Below are 21073 nucleotides of genomic sequence, written 5' to 3'. Positions count from 1 at the left end.
CGCGTCAGGAGCATGTCGTCAGGACCACGTCCGCCCCGCCGCCCACGCGGCGAGTTCGTCCTGGGCGCCCTTCAGCAGGGCGGCCGACGGATCCGTCGCGCCGTTCGTCACCAGCGCGTAGTGCACGCCGCCCGCGTTCTGTGTGGTGAGCAGGAGGCGGCGGCTGCCCGTCCCGCCCGGCTCGGGGGCGACGGCGATCGGTGTCGACTGTGCGTACGCGGGCGGTCCGGTGATCGCGCCGAGGTCGGAGACCACCGTCGTACGAGCAGTGCCGAAGGACGCGGGCAGATGCACCTCGGTGGGGGCCGCGGTGCCGTCCGAGCGCCATACGAGGAGGCCGTACTGGCCCGAGCCGACGAGCTCGGCGACCCGAGGGAGCGACGTGGGCACGGGATTCCAGGTGAGCGTGGTCGAGCCGTCGCGTGAGCGGTCCTCGTAGGTGAAGGCCAAGGCGTGGCCGGCCGTGGCGCTCGGGTACAGGCGGTCCAGCAGCCGCGCGTCCTGGCGCAGCACCGCCGTGCCCGAGTCGTCGAGGCGGACGGCGGAGAGGTCTTCGTCGTTCCAGGCGTCGGCGGCGGTCAGGACCTTGTCGGGGTTGCCGTTCATCAGCTCGTGGTGGCGGCCGTTGTAGATGTCCCACTGCCACTGCGTGCCGGACAGCACCGGTCCCGAGTCCTGAGGGCGGGACCACCAAACGGCGCCCGGCAGGCGGGAGTCCAGGGCCTGGTACATCGCCTTGCCGACGGTCGGAGCCTTGTCGGAGACGCTCCCGGCCAGCGGGTGGCCGAACTCGCTGACGATGGCTGCCGTACCCGCTCCCGCCGCGCGGTCGCGGACCGTGCCGAAGTCACCCGCGTACTGGCCGTCGGCGGCCTTGCCCCACATGAAGACGCCGGAGATGGCCTTCTGGTCGTAGAAGTGGGTGTTGAAGACGTAGCGCGGGCCGAGCGCCGTGCCCGCGTCGAGCAGGCCGCCCTCCTGCTTCTGGAAGGAGAGGTTGGCGTTCCAGAAGAGGTTCGGTTCGACGAAGGCGGGCTTGTTCTGCCAGCCGGCCGCGTCCATGCGGGCGCGGAACTTCTCATAGAAGGGCCAGAGCAGCTCGCGCTCCCAGGCCCGGCTGGACTGGCCGGAGTCGTACGAGCCCGCGTGCGGTTCGTTGTACGGGTCGAATCCGGCGACCGCCGCGAACTCCGCGCCGCTGAGGTGCTCGGCGAGGTACGTCATGGTGGTCTGGGCGGTCGCGAGGAAGGCGTCCTGGACGCCGCCTCTGTTGTGCCAGAAGTCGTACGTCGCGCGTTTCACGGCCTCGTTCTGGGTGATGTTCTGGCCCCAGAACAGGCAGATCCCGCACGATTCCTTGGGGTAGCCGCCGGCGTCGACCGCCCACTTGGGAGCGCCGTCGCCGGTGTACCAACTGCCCTGGTTGAACAGGTGCCGGGAGTAGAGGTCCTGGTGGAAGTCGGGATAGACCCGGATTCCTGCCTTGAGGAAGGCACGCAGCTGTGCGGTGGCGGCCGCGAGATAGGTGCGGTCGACCTGCCCGCGCACGGGTTCGGCGTGGGCCCATGACAGCAGGAAGCGGACGGTGTTGCCGCCGCCGAGCGCACGCAGCGCGGTCGCGGACTTCTCGGCGTCGGCGACGGACGCGAAAGGCAGTCCGCCGTTCTCCTCCAGCTTGGTCTCGCCGGAGACGTTGTATCCCCGCAGGACCACCTCGCGGCCGAGGCCGTCGGTGAACCGGCCGCCCTCGACCGTGAAGGCAGCCGCTGCCTGCTCGTCGAACCAGAGGGAGTCGGGTGCGGGCGCCACGGCGGACGGCGCGCCTCCCGTGGTCAGAGACGCCGTCACAAGGACGAGGAGACCGATGAGATGCGCGCGCACCTTCGACATGCCCATGCCCATCACGTTTCCTGACAGACCGTCAGACTGTCAACGGCTGCACCGTGATCGACTCCGAGTGCACCAAAGTCCGCACTATCCGCAGGTAACCGAGGTATCCACCGGAACTCGACATTCCGGTGCTCGTCCGGCGCAACTCCGTTATGCCTCTATGTGCACCCCTGAACGGCCCGACGGTAGCCCGCAATAGCCCCCCGATTACGCCCTGCTACACCGGCCGACATATTGCCGAAACACTTGGCGTTCTCCGGCGAATCTGCACACTGAATACGCAGGCGTCACACCGCGTCCCGCACTGCCTTTCGAGTCGGGCCCGGCACGGCCCAAACCCGCAGGACTTTGGTGAGTTAATGTCCAGTTCGCCGCCCAAGCAGCGCTGACATGCGGTGATCGAGCCGTGCACACACGTGAAGAAGCTGCTTGCAACTCATGGACACTCATGCACGTCCGGGTAATCCAGGCCCCTTGTACGAGCCTGTTCGAATGCCGTCCGATTGGCTGAGCAACACACCTGCGTGCTTTGATCCTTCGCACCGCGGGAGTCGCACCAAGGGTTCCCGTATTTCGGGCATCCGACGACCGCTTGTCGCGGCCGGACGCTCATCAAATGGCTCGGTCGCGGCCATTTCGAGATATCCATGCGAAGGGAAGCTCACATCATGAACTACACCCCCCAGGTTGAGACCCAGGAAATCTCCGACGCCGACCTGGACAACGTGTCCGGTGGCCTGGTGGGCCAGGCGGCGGGCGCCGTCCTCGGCACCCTCGACTCGGTTGTCCCGGTCTCCGGCGTTGTCGCCGCCGCCTCCGGCACGGCCGGCTCGGTCGTCGGCACGGTCGAGGGCCTCACCGGCCTGAACACCGCCGGCGTGACGGGCCTGGTCGCCGGTCTCTGATTCGGCCGTGTGCCGCCACACGGCGGCGCAGCGACCGGTCGATGACGGCCGTCGGCGACCCCTCCTTGCCGATCGCCGGGCCGTGTTGCCCCGGATCCGTCCAGGTTCCGGGGCAATGCGGCCGTTGCCCGTGCCCCACCGCGGGCGACGCGTCGTCCATGACTGAACAGCGCAGTTTGCGCAGGAGCAAAGGGCAGTAGAGGGAAGAGTGTCGTGCAATTTCGCCAACAGGCCCTTTCCAAGCTGCAGTCGCCGGAGGAAATCGATCTGCCGGTGCGTTTCGCCCGGCCGCAGGGCCTGCTCGTGATGACGGTGACGGTCGTCGTCATGGTCGCCGCCGCTTTCTGGGCGGTCACCGGCTCCGTCTCCTCCACACTCGACGCGCCCGGCGTCCTCACCCACGCACAAGGCAGCTACGTCCTGCAGAGCCCGGTCTCGGGCCAGGTCACCGAGGTACTCGCCGAGGAAGGCGAGCGGGTGTCCGCCAACGCCCCTCTGGTGAAGGTCCGTACCGCCGAGGGCAACGCCGTCGTCCGCACCATCGCCGCGGGCCGGCTCACCGCCCTCGTCGCCACCATCGGCTCCGTGATCACCACCGGAGCCGATGTGGCCGCCGTCGAACGCATCGGCAAGGCCGACGATCCACTGATGGCCATGATCTATGTGCCCGCCGACAAGGGAGCGTCCGTGCCGGTGGGTGCGCACGTCGACCTCACCGTCCAGTCGGTGCCGACCCAGCAGTACGGAGTGCTCCGCGGCCGGGTCAAGGCCGTCGGCAGGACCGCCCAGCCGCGGCAGCGCATCACCGGCTTCCTCGGCAGCAGCCAGCTCGGCGAACAGTTCTCCAAGGACGGACAGCCCGTGTCGGTGCTGGTCCGGCTCGAGGTGTCGTCGGGCACGAAGTCCGGCTACCGCTGGTCGTCGTCGGACGGCCCGCCGTTCGAGATCGACTCCATGACACCGACGAGCGCCGCCATCCGGCTCGACGAACAGCATCCGATCGATTGGCTGCTGCCGTGACCGCCCCGAGCAGATCCGCGTCGAGGCAGCAGCAGTTGCCGCCGCCGGGCCGCCGCCGCCATCGCCCGGAAACCGCGCCGAAGGGACACGGGCGCGGCCGTCCGCCGAAGCCGAAGCCCAAGAAGCGCGCGTCCGTCCGTACGCCCACCATCCTCCAGATGGAGGCGCTGGAGTGCGGCGCCGCCTCGCTCGCCATGGTGCTCGCGCACTACGGCCGCCATGTGCCGCTCGAGGAGCTGCGCATCGACTGCGGCGTGTCCCGCGACGGCTCGCGGGCCAGCAACCTTCTCAAGGCCGCGCGGAGTTACGGACTCCAGGCCAAGGGCATGCAGATGGAAGTCGCCGCCCTGGCCGAGGTGCAGGCGCCGGCGATCCTGTTCTGGGAGTTCAACCACTACGTCGTCTACGACGGCATGGGCCGCCGGCTCGGCCGCCGCGGCGTCTACATCAACGACCCGGACAAGGGCCGTCGCTTCGTGGCGATGGAGGACTTCGACACCAGCTTCACCGGTGTCGTCCTGGTCTTCGAGCCCACCGACGCCTTCCGCCGCGGCGGCCGCAAGCCGGGCATCGCGGGCGCCGTCCCGGCGCGGCTGCGCGGCACGACCGGCACACTGCTGGCCGCGCTGATCGCCAGCCTGCTGCTGGTCGCGGTCGGCGCGGCGGTGCCCGCGCTGAGCCGCACATACATCGACATGTTCCTGATCGGCTCCCAGACCTCGCTGCTGGGGCCGCTGTTCGCGTCGATGGCCGCCATGGTGGCGCTGACCGCCGTGCTGACCGGTCTGCAACAGGCGAACCTGCTGCGCGGCCGGATCATCTCCTCCACCCTCGGCAGCGCACGCTTTCTGCGGCATCTGCTGAGACTGCCGGTCACCTTCTTCGCGCAGCGCAGCCCGGCCGATCTGGTGCAGCGGCTGCAGTCCAACGACGCGGTGGCCGAGACGCTGGCGCGGGACCTTGCCGCGGCGGGCGTGGACGGCGTGGTCGTCATCCTCTACGCGGTGCTGCTGTGGACCTACGATCCTCAACTCACTGTCATCGGCGTGGGAATCGCCCTCCTCAACGTCGTTGCGATGCGCATCGTCATCCGGCTGCGCGCCACCCACACGCAGAAGCTGCGCGCCGACAGCGCCCGGCTCACCAACACCTCGTACACCGGTCTCCAGCTGATCGAGACCATGAAGGCCACCGGCGGCGAGAACGGCTACTTCCGCCGCTGGGCCGGCCAGCACGCGACCACGCTGGAGGAACAGCAGAAGCTCGGCGTGCCGAGCGCATGGCTGGCCGTCGTCGCGCCCACGCTCGCGACGCTGAACAGCGCGCTGATCCTGTGGATCGGCGGAATGCGAGCGGTCGAAGGACATATCTCGATCGGTCTGCTCGTCGCCTTCCAGGCGCTGGTGACCCGCTTCACCGCGCCGATCACCCGGCTCAACGGCGTCGCCGGGCGCATCCAGGACTTCGCCGCCGACGTGGCACGGCTCAAGGATGTGGAGAACTTCCCCGTCGACGAGCTGTACTCGCGTCAGCAGCCGGACCCGAGCACCCGCAGGCTCAAGGGCCATGTGACGCTGGAGAACATCACGTTCGGCTACAGCCCGCTGGACAAGCCTCTGCTCAGCGGCTTCTCGCTGACGGTCGGGCCGGGCCGGCAGGTCGCGCTCGTCGGCGGCTCCGGCAGCGGCAAGTCCACCGTCTCGCGGCTGATCGCCGGACTGTACAGCCCCTGGGAAGGCACGATCCGGATCGACGGACAGCGGCTCGAGGACATTCCGCGCAGCGCGCTCGCCGCCTCGGTCTCCTTCGTCGACCAGGACGTCTTCCTCTTCGAAGGCACGGTCCGCGACAACGTGGCTCTGTGGGACCCGTCCATAACGGACGACGCCGTCGTGACCGCGCTCCAGGACGCCGCTCTGTACGACGTGATCGGGCGCCGGCCGGACGGCATCCACAGCCGCGTCGAACAGGACGGCCGCAACTTCTCCGGCGGCCAGCGCCAGCGTCTGGAGATCGCCCGGGCGCTCGTGCGACGGCCCAGCATCCTCGTGCTCGACGAGGTGACCAGCGCTCTGGACGCGCAGACCGAGCAGACCATCATCGACAACCTGCGGCGGCGCGGCTGTGCGTGCGTGGTGATCGCGCACCGGCTGAGCACGGTCCGCGACAGCGACGAGATCGTCGTCCTCGACCACGGAACGGTCGTCGAACGCGGCCGGCACGAGGAACTGGTCGCGGCCCGGGGCGCGTACGCCGAGCTGGTCAAGGAGCACTGACGTGTCGTCCGTACCCCAGTCCGCGGTCGCGGGGCCCGGCGAGGCCGATCCGGTGACCCATCACCTCGGCGGCCTCGGCCATCCGATCGACTGCGCCGGTCTGCGCAGTGTGCCGCTGGAGGGTCCGCATGTGCTGTGGCTCGTCGCGGCCGGCTCGCTCGACGTGTTCGCCGTCGACGCCGTTTCGGAGGGGCACTGGCACTTCCTCGGCCGTCTTGAGGCCGGGACGCTGCTGCTCGGCCCGGTCGAGGGGCCGCAGCACACGCTGCTCGGCAGGCCCTCGCAGGACTGCCTGCTGCGCAGGATCCAGCTGCGGGAGCTGTACCGGCCCCCTGAGCACCAGTACGCCGACCACGGATACCCGCAGTACGGCTACACCGGTCAGGACGGCACCCCGCCGACCCCGCTGGAGCACGCCTACGCGCTCGGCACCGGACGCGGTCTCGGCGTCCTCTTCGAGGCCGCGCTCAACGGCCGTCCGACGGAGGACATGGCCGTCGCCGACGACGACATCCTCTGGATGCCGGTCTCTCCGGGCAGCGTGCAGTACGGCGCGGTCTACAGCGCCGACGCGGCCGGCGACCTGCTGGTCGACGCCGCGATGTGGCAGCAGATGGTCAACCAGCAGTACCGGCTGCTCTCCGCGGTGGACCGCTGGATCGAACAACTGGAGCGCGCGCACGAGGACCGTACGGCCGCCGGCATCCGCGCCGGTGAGGCCGTACGGGCACGGGCGGACCAGGCGCTGATCGCCTCCATCGGCCGCGACCGGGCCGGACGGGTGGCGGCGGGCCGCGACACGGCGGCCGACGACGCCACGTTCGCAGTGTGCCGCCGGGTCGCCGAGGCGGCCGGGATCACGCTCTCCGAGCCGCCGAAGGGCGGCGCGGTCGACGAACGGGTCAGCGCGGTGGAGCGGGTCGCCGTGCATTCACGGATCCGGACCCGTCCGGTGCGGCTCGACGGCCGCTGGTGGCGCACGAACTCCGGCCCGCTGGTGGGCCATTGGGCCAAGTCCCAGGCGCCGGTCTCGCTGCTCTGGCGGCGCGGCGGGTACGAGGCGGTGAACCCGGCGTCGGGTCTGCGGCTGCGCATCGGCGAGGAGAACGCGGAGGAGTTCGACTCGCGTGCCGTGATGTTCTACCGTCCGCTGCCGGAGAAGCCGCTGACGCCTTGGCGGCTGCTGCGCTTCAGCCTCCGCGGCACCCGGACGGATCTGCGGAATCTGGCCGTCGGCACGCTGGTGACGGTCGGGCTCGGCGCGCTGGTGCCGATCGCCACCGGTCAGGTCCTCGGTGTGCTGGTGCCGACGGCCCAACGGAGCCTGATCGTCCAGATCTCGCTGGCCGTGATGATCGCCGGTGTCGTCTCCGCGGCATTCATGCTGCTGCAGAACCTCACGGTGCTGCGGATGGAGGGGCGCATCGAGAGCGCGCTGCAACCGGCCGTGTGGGACCGGCTGCTGCGGTTGCCGACGAAGTTCTTCACCGAACGCTCCACCGGCGAACTGGCCAGCGCGGCGATGGGCGTCAGCGCGGTGCGCCGGGTGCTTTCCGGCCTCGGTCCGGTGGCCCTGCAGGCAAGCACCGTCGGTGTGATGAACGTGATCCTGCTGCTCGTCTTCAGCGTGCCGCTCGCGCTGGCCGCGATCGGCATGCTGGCCGTCATCGGAGCGGTGTTCCTCGGGATGGGGCTGTGGCAGCTGCGCTGGCAGCGGGAGCTGGTCGAACTCGGCAACAAGCTCAACAACCAGGCGTTCCAGACCCTGCGCGGACTGCCGAAGCTGCGGGTCGCGGCCGCCGAGAGCTTCGCGTACGCCGCGTGGGCACGGGAGTTCGCGCGCTCCCGGGAGCTGCAGCAGCGGGCCGGCCGGATCAAGAATCTGACGACCGTGCTCGACTCGGTCTATCTGCCGCTCTGTTCGCTGATCATGTTCATGCTGCTGGCCGGTCCGGCGCGCGGCACGATGACAGCGGGCGAGTTCCTGACCTTCAACACCTCGGTGACCCTGCTGCTCGCCTCGGTCACCCAAGTGACCGGCGCACTGGTGTCGGTGGCCGCGGCGCTGCCGATGTTCGAGCAGATCAAACCGGTCCTGGACGAGCAGCCGGAAGTCCGCGGCTCCAGTGCGCAGCCGGGCGTGCTGTCCGGCGCCATCGAGGCCCGAAAGCTCTCGTTCCGCTACGGCGACGAGGGCCCGCTGGTCCTCGACGACGTGTCGCTGCATGTGCGTCCCGGCGAGTTCGTGGCGGTCGTGGGCCCCAGCGGCTGCGGCAAGTCGACGCTGCTGCGGCTGCTCATCGGCTTCGACCGGCCGGTCTCGGGCAGCGTGCTGTACGACGGCCAGGATCTGACCGCGCTCGACCAGGCGGCCGTACGGCGTCAGTGCGGCGTCGTGCTGCAGAACGCGCAGCCGCTCACCGGATCGATCCTGGACTGCATCAGCGGGGCGGAGACCTTCTCCCAGGAAGAAGTGTGGGAGGCCGCGGAGATGGCGGGCCTGGCCGAGGACATCAAGCGGATGCCGATGGGCCTGCACACCATGATCGCCGGCGGCGGCGCGATCTCCGGCGGACAGCGGCAGCGGCTGATGATCGCGCAGGCGCTGATCCGCCGCCCGCGCATCCTCTTCTTCGACGAGGCGACGAGTGCGCTGGACAACGAGACCCAGCGCACCGTGATCGACAGCACCCGCCGGCTGAGCGCCAGCCGCATCGTGATCGCACACCGCCTGTCGACGGTCATGGACGCGGACCGCGTGATCGTCATGTCGGACGGCCGGGTCGTCGAGGAGGGCCGCCCGGCGGACCTGCTGGCGCATCCGGGCGGCCATCTGCACGACCTGGTGCGCCGTCAACTGACATGACCCCGGGGCTCGGCCCCGGACCCCGCATCGCGGGATCCGGCGGAGCCCCGAAACCCCGCGCGGGCGAAGGGCGTTCAGGGGTCGGGGCTTGGGGTCGCTGGGAGGTTGGCGAGGCCGGGAGTTCGGGGCCCGGTGGCGCCGGGTCCGAGACGGGCGTCGGGACCGCCTTCAGTGTGAGCACCATGGTGAGGCCACCGCCCGGAGTGTCCTCCGCCGCGATCGTGCCTCCCATCGCCTCGACGAAGCCGCGGGCGACCGCGAGGCCGAGGCCGACCCCGTTGCCGCGCGGCGCGTCGCCGAAGCGCTGGAACGGTTCGAAGATCCGCTCCTTGACCTCGTCCGGGACGCCCGGCCCACGGTCGATGACACGGACCTCCACCCGGTCGCCGATCGTGCTCGCCGACACCAGGACCGGCTCGCCGTCGGGGCTGTACTTGACCGCGTTCTCGACGATGTTGGCGACGGCCCGCTCCAGCAGACCCCTGTCGATCTCGACCATCGGAAGGATCTCCGGGATGTCCAGCTCGACACTGTCCTCGGGCACGCCGACGAGTGCCATCGGCACCACCTCGTCCAGATCGGTCTCGCGGAACAGCGGAGTGACCGTGCCGGTCTGCAGCCTCGACATGTCGAGCAGATTGCCCACCAGGTGATCCAGGCGGTCCGTGCCCTCCTCGATGCTTTCGAGGAGCTCCGCCTGGTCCTCCTCGGACCAGGCGACGTCGTCGGAGCGCAGCGAGGAGACCGAGGCCTTGATGGCGGCCAGCGGGGTGCGCAGATCGTGACTGACCGCCGCCAGCAGCGACGTACGGATCTTGTTGCCCTCCGACTGCTTACGCGCCTCCTCCGCCACGCCGACCAGCCGCTGCCGGTCCAGCACGACCGCGGCCTGAGCCGCGAACGCCCCGAGCACACGCCGGTCTTCGGCGGGCAGCACCCGGCCGGAGAGCGCGAGCGCCATGTGGTCGCCGACCGGCATGTCGACGTCCGCGTCCTCGGGACGTGCGACCGGACTCGGTCCGACGCTGCCCGCGCAGGTCCACGGGTCGACGTCGCTGTTCCGTTCCAGCAGGGCCACGGACTCCATGCCGAAGGTCTCGCGGACCCGTTCGAGCAGGGCGTCCAGCGTCGTCTCGCCGCGCAGCACACTGCCGGCCAGGAAGGACAGGATCTCCGACTCGGCACGCAGCCGCGCCGCCTGATGCGTACGCCGGGCCGCCAGGTCGACCACCGACGCCACCGCGAAAGCCACGCCGATGAAGATCGCGAGCGCGACCATGTTCTTCGGGTCGGCGATGGTGAGTTCGTGGATCGGCGGCGTGAAGAAGTAGTTGAGCAGCAGCGAGCCGACGGCCGCGGAAGCCAGCGCGGGCAGCAGCCCTCCGAGCATGGCGGCGGCGACCGTCAGCGTCAGGAAGAGCAGCATGTCGTTGGCGAGCCCGACTTCCGGAACCAGCCTGTCCAGCAGCAGCGTCAGCAGGGCGGGCCCAGCGATGCCCACCAGCCAGCCCCAGATGATCCGCGAGCGGCCGAGCCGCGCGCCGCGCGGGACCGGCAGTCCGCGGCCCTTGGCAGCCTCGTCGTGCGTGACGATGTGCACGTCGAGGTCCGGGCCCGACTCGCGGGCGACGGTGGAGCTGACGCCGGGGCCGAAGGCGTACTGCCACGAGCGCCGGCGGCTGACTCCGAGCACGATCTGGGTGGCGTTGACGCCACGGGCGAACTCCAGCAGGGACGCCGGGACATCGTCGCCGATGACATGGTGGAAGGTGCCGCCGAGGTCCTCGACCAGAGTCCGCTGGACGGCGAGTTCCTTGGGCGACGCGGACGTCAGTCCGTCGCTGCGGGAGATGTAGACGGCGAGCACTTCGCCGCCCGCGCCCTTCTCCGCGAGCCGCGCGGCCCGGCGGATCAGCGTGCGGCCCTCGGGTCCGCCGGTGAGGCCGACGACGATGCGCTCGCGCGAGCCCCAGATGGTGGAGACGCTGTGCTCGGTCCGGTACTCCTGGAGATATTCGTCGACCCGGTCCGCCGTCCACAGCAGCGCCAGTTCGCGCAGTGCGGTCAGGTTGCCGGGCCGGAAGTAGTTGGAGAGTGCGGCGTCGACCTTGTCCGGCTTGTAGATGTTGCCGTGCGCCATCCGCCGTCGCAGCGCCTGTGGCGACATGTCGACGAGCTCGATCTGGTCGGCCCGCCGGACCACCTCGTCCGGCACGGTCTCCCGCTGCCGTACGCCGGTGATCGACTCGACCACGTCGCCGAGCGACTCCAGGTGCTGGATGTTGACGGTCGATATGACGTCGATCCCGGCGGCCAGCAGTTCCTCGACGTCCTGCCAGCGCTTGGTGTTGCGCGAGCCCGGCACATTGGTGTGCGCGAGCTCGTCCACCAGGGCCACGGCGGGATTTCGTGCGAGCACGGCGTCCGGGTCCATCTCGGTGAACACCGCGTCCCGGTACTCGATTTCACGGCGATGGATCTGCTCCAGGCCGTGCAGCATCACTTCCGTGCGCGGCCGCCCGTGGTGCTCCACGAACGCCACGACACAGTCCGTGCCGCGCTCCACGCGCCGATGCGCCTCGGACAGCATGGCGTACGTCTTGCCGACGCCCGGCGCCGCGCCGAGATAGATCCGAAGTTTCCCGCGTCCCATGTTTTCCCTCAGACCTCGAAGCGGTATCCCATGCCGGGCTCCGTGATGAGATGACGCGGACGCGAAGGGTCCGCCTCGAGTTTGCTGCGCAACTGGGCCATGTAGACCCGGAGGTAGTTGGTCTTTCCGCCGGCGCCACTGCCCCAGACCTCTTGGAGCAACCGCCGCTGGCTGATGAGCCGTCCGGGATTGCAGATCAGGATTTCCAGCAGATGCCATTCGGTAGGGGTCAGCCGGATCTCGTGGCCGTCGCGCCGGACCTTCTTCGCGAACAGATCGACGGAGAACGAGGGCGTGTTGACGACGGTCGTCTCGGCGGTGCCCGCCGGAGACCTGTCGGCCCCACGCCGGGTCGCTGCCCGCAGCCGGGCGAGCAGTTCGTCCATGCTGAACGGTTTGGTGATGAAGTCGTCGGCCCCGGCGTCGAGCGCCTGGATCTTGTCGGCGGCCCCGTGGCGGGCGGAGACGACCAGGATCGGAGCGCTGGTCCAGCCCCGCAGTCCCTTGATCACGTCGATGCCGTCCATGTCGGGCAGGCCGAGATCGAGCAGGATCGCGTCCGGCCGGTTCGTCGCGGCGAGCCGCAGCGCCGTCGCGCCGTCCGGTGCGGCGTCGGCTCCGTACTGGCGCGCCTGCAGATTGATCACGAGGGACCGTACGAGCTGAGGATCGTCCTCCACCACCAGCACCCGGGTCATCGGTGTGCTGCCTTCCTGTTGTTGTAGCTGTGCGGAAGCCGGCGGGCTTCGGAGTGTTCTGAAGCCCGCCGGCTCTCGCATGTGTCCGGTAGGGGGTGTCTCTTGGATCAGGCCGGATCAGCGAGCGGGGTCTGGCATGGTGCATCGCAAGGCGGAGGAAGGAGCCCACGCGGAGCGTCGGCGACTGACGACAACGCAGCGAGGCGCCGTGCCAGGGCACGCGAGCCCGGCCTGATCCAAGAGACACCCCCTGAGCCCATCAGCGCTGAGTCAGTTCCCTCAGCGCGATGTTGAGCTTGAGGACGTTGACGGTGGGTTCGCCCATGAAGCCGAGGATCCGGCCGTCGGTGTTCTCGTCGACAAGCTTCTGGACCTGCTTGACGTCCAGGCCGTTCAGCTTGGCGACCCGGTGGACCTGGATGTCCGCGTACTCGGGCGAGATGTCCGGGTCCAGACCCGAGGCCGAGGACGTGATGGCGTCGGCCGGCACGTCGGAGGGCTTCACCTTGTAGCCGTCAACCGAGTTGTCCTTGACGACGGCGTCCTTGGCGTCCACGACCCACTTGCAGAGGCTGGGGTCCACCATCTTCTTGGGGTCGGTGGGGCACTCGCCGTCCACCGCGCCGTTGTCACCCGACCGGTTGGTCGCGCCGGACAGGATCAGCGAATACTGCGTGTTGACGCTGTTGGAGCCGAGGCCGTTGGACGGACGCGGCTGGAAGAACTTGAGGTCCGCGACCGCCGCCTCCTCCGCGTCGTTCGGGTCCTTCTTGGGAAGGTTGTACGTCTGCCCGATGAGCTCGGAGCCGACGACCTTGCCGTTGCTCTTGATCTCCGACCCGTTGGCCTTGTCGTTGAACAGGGCCTGGGCCACACCGGTGACGGCCAGCGGGTAGATGACGCCCGTCACCACGGTGAGGACGAGCAGTGCGCGCAGACCGGCGATGATCAACCGGCCGGCGTTGCCGAAAGAGTTGTTCATGTCGATCAGCCGATTCCGGGGATGAGAGAGATGAGCAGGTCGATGATCTTGATGCCGATGAACGGAGCGATCAGGCCGCCGAGACCGTAGATCCCGAGGTTGCGGCGGAGCATCTTGTCCGCGCTGGTCGGCCGGTACCGCACACCCTTGAGGGCGAGCGGGACCAGCGCGACGATGATCAGCGCGTTGAAGATGACCGCGGACAGGATCGCGGACTGCGGCGAGGACAGGTCCATGACGTTGAGCTTGTCCAGGCCCGGGTAGGCGATCGCGAACATGGCCGGGATGATCGCGAAGTACTTCGCGACGTCGTTGGCGATCGAGAAGGTCGTCAACGCGCCCCGGGTGATGAGGAGTTGCTTGCCGATCTCGACGATCTCGATGAGCTTCGTCGGGTTGGAGTCCAGGTCCACCATGTTCCCGGCCTCCTTGGCGGCCGAGGTACCGGTGTTCATGGCCACGCCGACGTCCGCCTGCGCGAGCGCGGGTGCGTCGTTCGTACCGTCGCCGGTCATCGCGACCAGCTTGCCGCCGGCCTGCTCACGCTTGATGAGGGCCATCTTGTCCTCGGGCGTGGCCTCGGCGAGGAAGTCGTCGACGCCGGCCTCCTGCGCGATGGCCTTCGCCGTCAGCGGGTTGTCACCGGTGATCATGATGGTCTTGATGCCCATCCGGCGCAGTTCCTCGAACCGCTCGCGCATGCCGTCCTTGACGACATCCTTGAGGTGAATGACGCCCAGTATGCGGGCGCCCTTCTCGTCCTTGCCCGCGACCAGCAGCGGCGTGCCGCCGGCCTCGGAGATCCGGTTCGCGATCACGTCGGCGTCGTCGGCGACCTCGCCGCCGTTCTCCTGGACCCAGGCGATGACCGAGGCGGTCGCGCCCTTGCGGACCTTGCGTCCGTCCACGTCCACACCCGACATACGGGTCTGGGCGGTGAAGGCGATCCACTCGGCGTGCGCCAGCTCGCCCTGGTGGCGCTCGCGCAGCCCGTACTTCTCCTTCGCCAGCACGACGATGGAGCGGCCTTCCGGCGTCTCGTCGGCGAGCGAGGAGAGCTGGGCGGCGTCCGCGAGGTCCGCCTCGGTGGTGCCCTTGACCGGCACGAACTCGGCGGCCTGACGGTTGCCGAGCGTGATGGTGCCGGTTTTGTCGAGCAGCAGGGTGGACACGTCGCCGGCGGCCTCGACGGCGCGGCCGGACATCGCGAGCACATTGCGCTGCACGAGCCGGTCCATGCCCGCGATGCCGATCGCGGAGAGCAGTGCACCGATGGTGGTCGGGATCAGGCAGACCAGCAATGCCGTCAGCACGATGAGCGAGGTCTGCTCGTTGGCGCCCGCGTAGATGGCGAACGGCTTCAGCGAGACCACGGCCAGCAGGAAGACGATCGTCAGCGAGGCGAGCAGGATGTTCAGCGCGATCTCGTTGGGCGTCTTCTGACGCGCGGCGCCCTCGACGAGGCTGATCATCCGGTCGATGAAGGTCTCGCCCGGCTTCGTCGTGATCTTGATGACGATGCGGTCGGACAGCACCTTCGTACCGCCGGTGACCGCGCTGCGGTCGCCGCCGGACTCCCGGATGACCGGAGCCGACTCACCGGTGATCGCGGACTCGTCCACGCTCGCGACACCGTCGACGACGTCACCGTCGCCGGGGATGATGTCTCCGGCCTCACAGACGACCAGGTCACCGATGCGCAGCTCGGTGCCGGGCACCTGCTCCTCGGTCGTGCCGTCCTTGCCGAGGCGGCGTGCCACGGTGTCGGTCTTGGCCTTGCGCAGGGTGTCCGCCTGCGCCTTGCCGCGGCCCTCGGCCACGGCCTCCGCGAGGTTCGCGAAGATCGTGGTCAGCCACAGCCAGGCGGCGATCGCCCAGCCGAACCAGTCGCTCGGGTCCTTGACCGCCAGCACGGTGGTGACCACCGAGCCGACGAGCACCACGAACATCACGGGGGACTTGATCATCACCCGCGGGTCGAGCTTGCGGAGGGCGTCCGGGAAGGACTTGATCAGCTGCTTGGGGTCGAACAGACCCCCGCCGATGCGTCCGCTCTCGGGCTTGTGACCGGTCGGCACGTCCTGGTGCGGCGCCCGGGTCGGAGTGGCAGTGGACATTCCGTCCTCTTGCTTCTTTACGTTTGTGGTCATGACGCCAGCCCCTCGGCCAGCGGTCCCAGCGCGAGCGCCGGGAAGTAGGTCAGACCGGTGATGATCAGGATGGTGCCGACGAGGAGGCCCGCGTAGAGCGGCTTGTCGGTACGCAGGGTTCCCGCGGTCGCCGGTACGGGCTTCTGCTCGGCGAGCGAACCCGCGAGCGCCAGCACGAAGACCATCGGCAGGAACCGGCCCAGCAGCATCGCGAGTCCGATGGTGCTGTTGAACCACTGCGTGTCGGCGTTGAGTCCGGCGAAGGCCGAACCGTTGTTGTTCGCGCCGGAGGTGTAGGCGTAGAGGATCTCGGAGAATCCGTGCGCACCCGAGTTGGTCATCGAGTTCGCCGGGGTGTCCATCGCCATCGCCGCGGCGGTGAAGATGAGCACCAGCGCCGGTGTGATGAGGATGTAGCACGCGGCGAGCTTGATCTCGCGGGTACCGATCTTCTTGCCCAGGTACTCGGGCGTGCGGCCGACCATCAAGCCCGCGATGAACACCGCGATGATGGCCATGATCAGCATGCCGTAGAGGCCGGAGCCGACACCACCGGGCGCGATCTCGCCCAGCATCATGCCGAGCATGGTGATCCCGCCGCCGAGGCCGGTGAACGAGGAGTGGAAGCTGTCCACCGCACCGGTCGAGGTGAGCGTGGTGGAGACCGCGAAGATCGACGAGGCGCCGATGCCGAAGCGGGTCTCCTTGCCCTCCATCGCGCCGCCGGCGACCTCGAAGGCCGGGCCATGGTGCGCGAATTCGGTCCACCACATCAGCAGCACGAAGCCGATCCAGATGGTGACCATCGTGGCGAGGATCGCGTAGCCCTGCTTGACGCTGCCGACCATCTTTCCGAAGGTCCGGGTCAGCGAGAACGGGATCAGCAGGATCAGGAAGATCTCGAAGAGGTTGGTGAACGCGTTGGGATTCTCGAAGGGGTGGGCCGAGTTGGCGTTGAAGTAGCCGCCGCCGTTCGTGCCCAGCTCCTTGATGGCCTCCTGCGACGCGACCGCGCCGCCGTTCCACTCCTGCGAGCCGCCCATGAACTGGCCGACCTCGTGGATGCCGGAGAAGTTCTGGATGGCGCCCGCGGCGACCAGCACGATCGCGGCGATCACCGAGATGGGGAGCAGGATGCGGACAACGCCGCGGACCATGTCGGACCAGAAGTTGCCCAGCTCACCGGTGCGCGAGCGGGCGAAGCCCCGGACCAGCGCCACGGCGACGGCCATGCCGACGGCGGCCGAGACGAAGTTCTGCACCGCGAGGCCGCCGGTCTGCACGACGTGGCCCATGGCCTGCTCGCCGTAGTACGACTGCCAGTTGGTGTTCGACACGAAGGACGCGGCGGTGTTGAACGCCTGGTCCGGGTCGATGGCGGAGAAGCCGAGCGAGCCGGGCAGGCTGCCCTGGAGCCGCTGAAGCAGGTAGAGGAAGAGGACGCTCACCACGGAGAAGGCGAGGACACCGCGCAGATAGGCGGGCCAGCGCATCTCGGCGTTCGGGTTGGCGCCGATGGCCTTGTAGATCCACTTCTCGACACGCAGGTGCTTGTCGGAGGAGTAGGCCTTGGCCATGTAGTCGCCGAACGGGCGGTAGGCCAGCGCAAGGGCTGCGATCAGCGCGAGCAACTGGAGCACACCGGCAAGGAAGGGGCTCATGTCTGGGCTAGAACCTCTCCGGCTTGACGAGAGCGAGGACGAGATAGCCCAGCAGGGCGACGGCCACGATCAGACCGACAATGTTCTCGGCAGTCACAGCTTTGCCACCCCCTTGGCGATAAGAGCCACCAGCGCGAAAACCGCGATCGTGGTGACGACGAAGGCCACGTCGGCCATCGTGAGCTCCTGGATGAGGTTCGGATTCTCGGACTGTTCGAGGAAACCGCTTTTCAGCCACGACGCGGCCGCCGTTGACGCGTCCCTTACGGCCGGGGCCTCGCTCTTTACGGATCCCGTACGGGCCCCCGGCCGGATACCGCGCAGGTCATGGCTTGTCTCCACGATCCCCGGGCTCGGCTGACCGCCGGTCAGCGCTGAGCGTGCCAGTGGGGGCGGCCCCGACTCGGGGCCGCCCCCACATCCGACTGACCAGACCGGCTGACCGGCCGCGGCTCAGAGCACCTGACGCCGCCTCCCCAGCCATGTCTGCGCGATGATGACCACCACCAGGAACGCCCCGCTCGCCACCTGCTGATAGGCCGAGTCGAGCGAGCCGATCTGGTTGATGATGTTCTGGATCACCTTCAGCAGCAGCACGCCGACCAGCGAACCGCTGACAAAGCCGAGCCCGCCGGAGAGCAGCGTCCCGCCGATGACGACAGCGGCGATGGCGTCGAGTTCCATGCCGATGCCGAGGATCGTGACGCCGGAGGTGAGCCAGGCCGCGTTGAGCATGCCGGCCAGTCCGGCCAGCAGGCCGGAGAGCACGTACACGGTGATCTTCGTACGGGCGACGGGCGCACCCATCAGCGCCGCCGCGTCCTCGTTGCCCCCCACGGCGTACACATGCTGGCCGAACCGGCTGCGCCGCAGTGCGACGGCGCCGATGACGAACAGCACGACGGTGATCCACACCGGCGCGCCGATGCCCAGCAGCTTGCCCTGGCCGAGCTGGGCGAAGAAGGCGTTCTTGTCGACGAGATAGGTCCTGCCGCCCTCGTCCGTGATGTTCAGCATGACGCCGCGGGCGGCGAGCATGGTGGCGAGCGTGACGATGAACGGCGCGAGCCGCGCCTTCGCGATCAGCAACCCGTTGACCAGCCCGACGAGACCGCACACCACCAGCGGCAGCAGTACGGCCACCACCGTGCCGTACTGCGATCCCCAGGCCGCCAGCACTCCTCCGAGCACGAACACCGAGCCGACCGACAGATCGATGCCGCCGGTGATGATGACAAAGGTCATGCCGAGCGCGACGACGGCCAGGAAGGCGGAGGAGACCGCCATGTTCTCGAGGTTGTCGCCGGTGGCGAACGAGTCGAAGGAGAACGAGGCGACGGCGGCGAGCACCACGAGCGCCACCAGCGCCCCGTGTTGCTGGGCCAGTGCGCTGAGCCGCTCGCCGCGGCCGGTGCCCGGCGGGTCCTCGTCCGCTGCCGCTGCCACGGCGCTCGGCTGCTCCTTCATGACGGTCACCGCTTACCCCTCTCGCGAGCCGCGTAGACCGCCAGCACGATCACCGCGCCCTGGGCGATCTGTGTCCAGGACGGCGGCAGATCGTGCTTGATGAGCGTGGCCGTGAGCAGTTGGATGAGCACCGCTCCGGCCACCGTTCCGGCGATCCGCACCCGGCCGCCGGTGAGCGGTGTGCCGCCGACGACGACGGCGGTGATGGCGGACAGCTCCATCAGGTTGCCGAGCGAGGTCGGGTCGCTGGCCTGCAGGCGCGCGGTGGCGAGGAAGCCCGCGACCGCGGCGAGCATGCCGCAGCAGATGTAGACGACGATGAGGACCCGGCGCACGGGAAGTCCAGCGAGCTGGGCCGCGGGCCGACTGTCGCCGATGGCCAGCAGCTGCCGGCCGAAGGTGGTGCGGCGGACCGTGAAGCCGACGACAACCGCCAGCGCCGCGGCGATGAGCACCAGATACGGGATGCCGGCGATGTCGCCGGAGCCGAGCGAGGCCATGCTCGGGTTGCGTACGTCCTTCAACTGCGGGAGCAGCACGAGCGCGAGGCCGCGTACGCCGACCATCAGCGCCAGGGTGGCGACGATCGGCTGCACACCGATGAAGGCGATCAGCGATCCGTTGACGAGGCCCACGACCGCGCCGCCGACCAGAACGACGAGCAGCGCGAGCCAGGGTCCGTAGCCGAGGTAGAGGGACAGCAGGGAGGTGGACAGCGCCATCACCGAGCCGACGGACAGATCGACGCCTTCGGTGCCGATCGCCAGGGCCATGCCCAGGGCGACGATCAGGATGGGCGAGACCTGGACGGCCTGGGTGCGGAAGTTCTCGGCGGACACGAAGTTGTCGGTGAAGGCGATGTTGAAGAGCAGCAGGACGACGAGTCCGCCGTAGACCCCGTACTCCTGGAGTCTGCGGACGAGTTCGGCGCGGTCGGCGGGGACCGCCTTGCGCAGCGCCAGGTCAGCCATGGGCGGCCACCTCTCCTTCGGCCGCGGCGGCGATCGCCTGCATCAGCCGGTCCTCGGTGACGTCGGCACCGGTCAGCTCGCCGACGACCGCGCCGTCCCGCAGGACCACCACGCGGTCGGATCCTTCGATCAGCTCCTCGACGTCCGAGGAGATCAGCAGCACGCCGAGACCGTCGTCGGCGAGTTCGTCGATGAGTTTCTGGACCTCGGCCTTGGCGCCGACGTCGATCCCGCGGGTCGGCTCGTCCAGCAGCAGGACGCGTGGATGCATGGCCAGCCAGCGGGCGAGGAGCACCTTCTGCTGGTTGCCTCCGGAGAGTTCGCCGACCTTCTGGTGCGGGCCGGCGGCCTTGATGCGCAGCCGCTTCATGAAGGTGTCGACGACGGCGTCGATGCGTTTCTCGGAGACGAGGCCGAGGCGGGACAGCCTCGGCAGCGCGGCCAGCGCGATGTTCTCCCGTACGGACAGGCCCGGCACGATGCCTTCGGACTTGCGGTCCTCGGGCAGCAGGCTGATCCCGGCGCGGATGGCGGCAGGCGTCGAGCCGGTGCGCACGGGCGTGCCCGCGACGGTGACCCGGCCCGCGCCGAGCGGCAGCGCGCCCGCGATGGCCTTGGCCGTCTCCGTGCGTCCCGAGCCGAGGAGTCCGCCGAGACCAAGGACCTCACCGGGCCGGATCTGCAGGGAGATGCCGTGGAGTTGATGGCGGCGGGTCAGTCCTTCGGCGCGCAGCACGGGCTCCTCGCCGGTGTCGTGCGAGCCGGTGAACTTCGTGACTCCCTCGCTGCGTACCTCTCCGAGCGGCCGTCCGAGCATCAGGGAGACGAGCCGCAGCCGGTCCGTCTCGGCGAGCGGTCCGGTGTGTACGACGCGGCCGTCCCGCAGCACGGTGACCGTGTCGCAGACCGCGTACAGCTCCTCCAGACGGTGGCTGACATAGACGACCGCGATGCCCTGTTCGCGCAGCTGCCGGATGACGCCGAAGAGGGTCTCGACCTCGCGCGGTTCGAGCGAGGACGTGGGCTCGTCCATGACGACCACGCGGGCGTCGACGGACACTGCGCGGGCGAGAGCCACCATCTGCTGGGCTCCGACGCCGAGTTCGCGCAGCGGTCTGCGGACATCGACGTGTACGCCGTACTCGCGCAGCGCCCGGTCCGCCTCACGGTGCATCCGGCCGAAGTCGATCAGGCCGAAGCGGGTGCGCGGCTCGCGGCCCAGGAAGAGGTTGCGGGCCACGCTCATCAGCGGGATGAGGTTGACCTCCTGGTAGATGGTCGAGATGCCGGCGTGCTGGGCGGCGAGCGGCGTCGCGAAGGACACCTGCCGTCCCTGGTGGGCCAGTTCGCCATCGTCCGGCTGGTAGACGCCGGTGAGCACCTTGATCAGGGTGGACTTGCCGGCGCCGTTCTCGCCGACGAGCGCGTGCACTTCGCCGGAGCGGAGCGTGAACGTCACGTCGTCGAGAGCCACGACGCCGGGAAATCGTTTGGTCAGCCCTCGTACGGCGAGGACCTCGGCGGCCGCCGTCAC

At 69.2% G+C, this 21073-nt stretch carries 15 protein-coding genes; 4 read left to right on the top strand and 11 right to left on the bottom strand.

Features of this window, described 5'->3' with window-relative positions; genetic code table 11:
• Positions 1-18: 18 nt before the first annotated feature.
• The gene (locus tag ACH4YL_RS10710; RefSeq protein WP_398507327.1) at positions 19-1890 is read right to left on the bottom strand and encodes a cellulase family glycosylhydrolase; all 1872 of its coding nucleotides are present in this window, start codon (positions 1888-1890) and stop codon (positions 19-21) included.
• 668 nt (positions 1891-2558) lie between these two features.
• On the opposite strand from ACH4YL_RS10710, the gene ACH4YL_RS10705 reads away from it, so the two are divergent.
• The 4 genes from ACH4YL_RS10705 to ACH4YL_RS10690 all read left to right on the top strand — a co-directional run bounded on the left by ACH4YL_RS10705 (position 2559) and on the right by ACH4YL_RS10690 (position 8957).
• Positions 2559-2795, top strand: a complete 237-nt coding sequence (locus ACH4YL_RS10705) for a type A2 lantipeptide (RefSeq protein WP_398506804.1) — start codon at positions 2559-2561, stop codon at positions 2793-2795.
• 213 nt (positions 2796-3008) lie between these two features.
• Positions 3009-3815 (top strand): HlyD family efflux transporter periplasmic adaptor subunit, encoded by an 807-nt coding sequence (locus ACH4YL_RS10700; RefSeq protein WP_398506802.1) that lies wholly within the window; start codon positions 3009-3011, stop codon positions 3813-3815.
• A gap of 35 nt (positions 3816-3850) precedes the next feature.
• A complete protein-coding gene (locus tag ACH4YL_RS10695; protein WP_398507326.1) occupies positions 3851-6091 on the top strand; it encodes an NHLP family bacteriocin export ABC transporter peptidase/permease/ATPase subunit in 2241 nt (746 codons plus the stop codon).
• 1 nt (position 6092) lies between these two features.
• On the top strand, positions 6093-8957 hold the full coding sequence (locus ACH4YL_RS10690; RefSeq protein ID WP_398506801.1) for an NHLP bacteriocin export ABC transporter permease/ATPase subunit: 2865 nt from the start codon (positions 6093-6095) through the stop codon (positions 8955-8957).
• On the opposite strand, the gene ACH4YL_RS10685 is transcribed toward ACH4YL_RS10690, so the two are convergent.
• The 10 genes from ACH4YL_RS10685 to ACH4YL_RS10640 form a co-directional block, all read right to left on the bottom strand.
• On the bottom strand, positions 8857-11610 hold the full coding sequence (locus ACH4YL_RS10685) for an ATP-binding protein (protein ID WP_398506800.1): 2754 nt from the start codon (positions 11608-11610) through the stop codon (positions 8857-8859). The genes ACH4YL_RS10690 and ACH4YL_RS10685 overlap by 101 nt on opposite strands.
• 8 nt (positions 11611-11618) lie before the next feature.
• On the bottom strand, positions 11619-12308 hold the full coding sequence (locus tag ACH4YL_RS10680) for a response regulator (RefSeq protein ID WP_398506798.1): 690 nt from the start codon (positions 12306-12308) through the stop codon (positions 11619-11621).
• Between the two features lie 259 nt (positions 12309-12567).
• Positions 12568-13290 carry a potassium-transporting ATPase subunit C gene (locus ACH4YL_RS10675; RefSeq protein WP_398506796.1) on the bottom strand — a complete coding sequence of 241 codons (723 nt, stop codon included), beginning with the start codon at positions 13288-13290 and terminating at the stop codon, positions 12568-12570.
• A gap of 5 nt (positions 13291-13295) precedes the next feature.
• Positions 13296-15440, bottom strand: a complete 2145-nt coding sequence (kdpB, locus tag ACH4YL_RS10670; RefSeq protein WP_398506794.1) for a potassium-transporting ATPase subunit KdpB — start codon at positions 15438-15440, stop codon at positions 13296-13298.
• A complete protein-coding gene (gene kdpA, locus ACH4YL_RS10665) occupies positions 15437-17101 on the bottom strand; it encodes a potassium-transporting ATPase subunit KdpA (protein ID WP_398506792.1) in 1665 nt (554 codons plus the stop codon). The genes kdpB and kdpA overlap by 4 nt, the downstream gene beginning before the upstream one ends.
• A 7-nt stretch (positions 17102-17108) precedes the next feature.
• The gene (kdpF, locus tag ACH4YL_RS10660) at positions 17109-17198 is read right to left on the bottom strand and encodes a K(+)-transporting ATPase subunit F (RefSeq protein WP_242330691.1); all 90 of its coding nucleotides are present in this window, start codon (positions 17196-17198) and stop codon (positions 17109-17111) included.
• A complete protein-coding gene (locus tag ACH4YL_RS10655) occupies positions 17195-17443 on the bottom strand; it encodes a hypothetical protein (protein WP_398506790.1) in 249 nt (82 codons plus the stop codon). The genes kdpF and ACH4YL_RS10655 overlap by 4 nt, the downstream gene beginning before the upstream one ends.
• A gap of 111 nt (positions 17444-17554) precedes the next feature.
• Positions 17555-18577: an ABC transporter permease gene (locus tag ACH4YL_RS10650; RefSeq protein WP_398506788.1), complete on the bottom strand. Its 1023-nt coding sequence runs from the start codon at positions 18575-18577 to the stop codon at positions 17555-17557.
• Complete coding sequence (locus ACH4YL_RS10645; RefSeq protein WP_398506786.1) at positions 18574-19539, bottom strand: ABC transporter permease; 966 nt, start codon at positions 19537-19539, stop codon at positions 18574-18576. The genes ACH4YL_RS10650 and ACH4YL_RS10645 overlap by 4 nt, the downstream gene beginning before the upstream one ends.
• Entirely contained in the window at positions 19532-21073 is a 1542-nt protein-coding gene (locus ACH4YL_RS10640; RefSeq protein WP_398506784.1) for a sugar ABC transporter ATP-binding protein, read from the bottom strand. Before ACH4YL_RS10640 ends, ACH4YL_RS10645 begins: the two co-directional genes overlap by 8 nt.

This window comes from Streptomyces sp. NPDC020681 (assembly GCF_044334895.1).
Lineage (GTDB): Bacteria > Actinomycetota > Actinomycetes > Streptomycetales > Streptomycetaceae > Streptomyces.
This window is presented reverse-complemented; position numbering and strand designations above follow the sequence as displayed.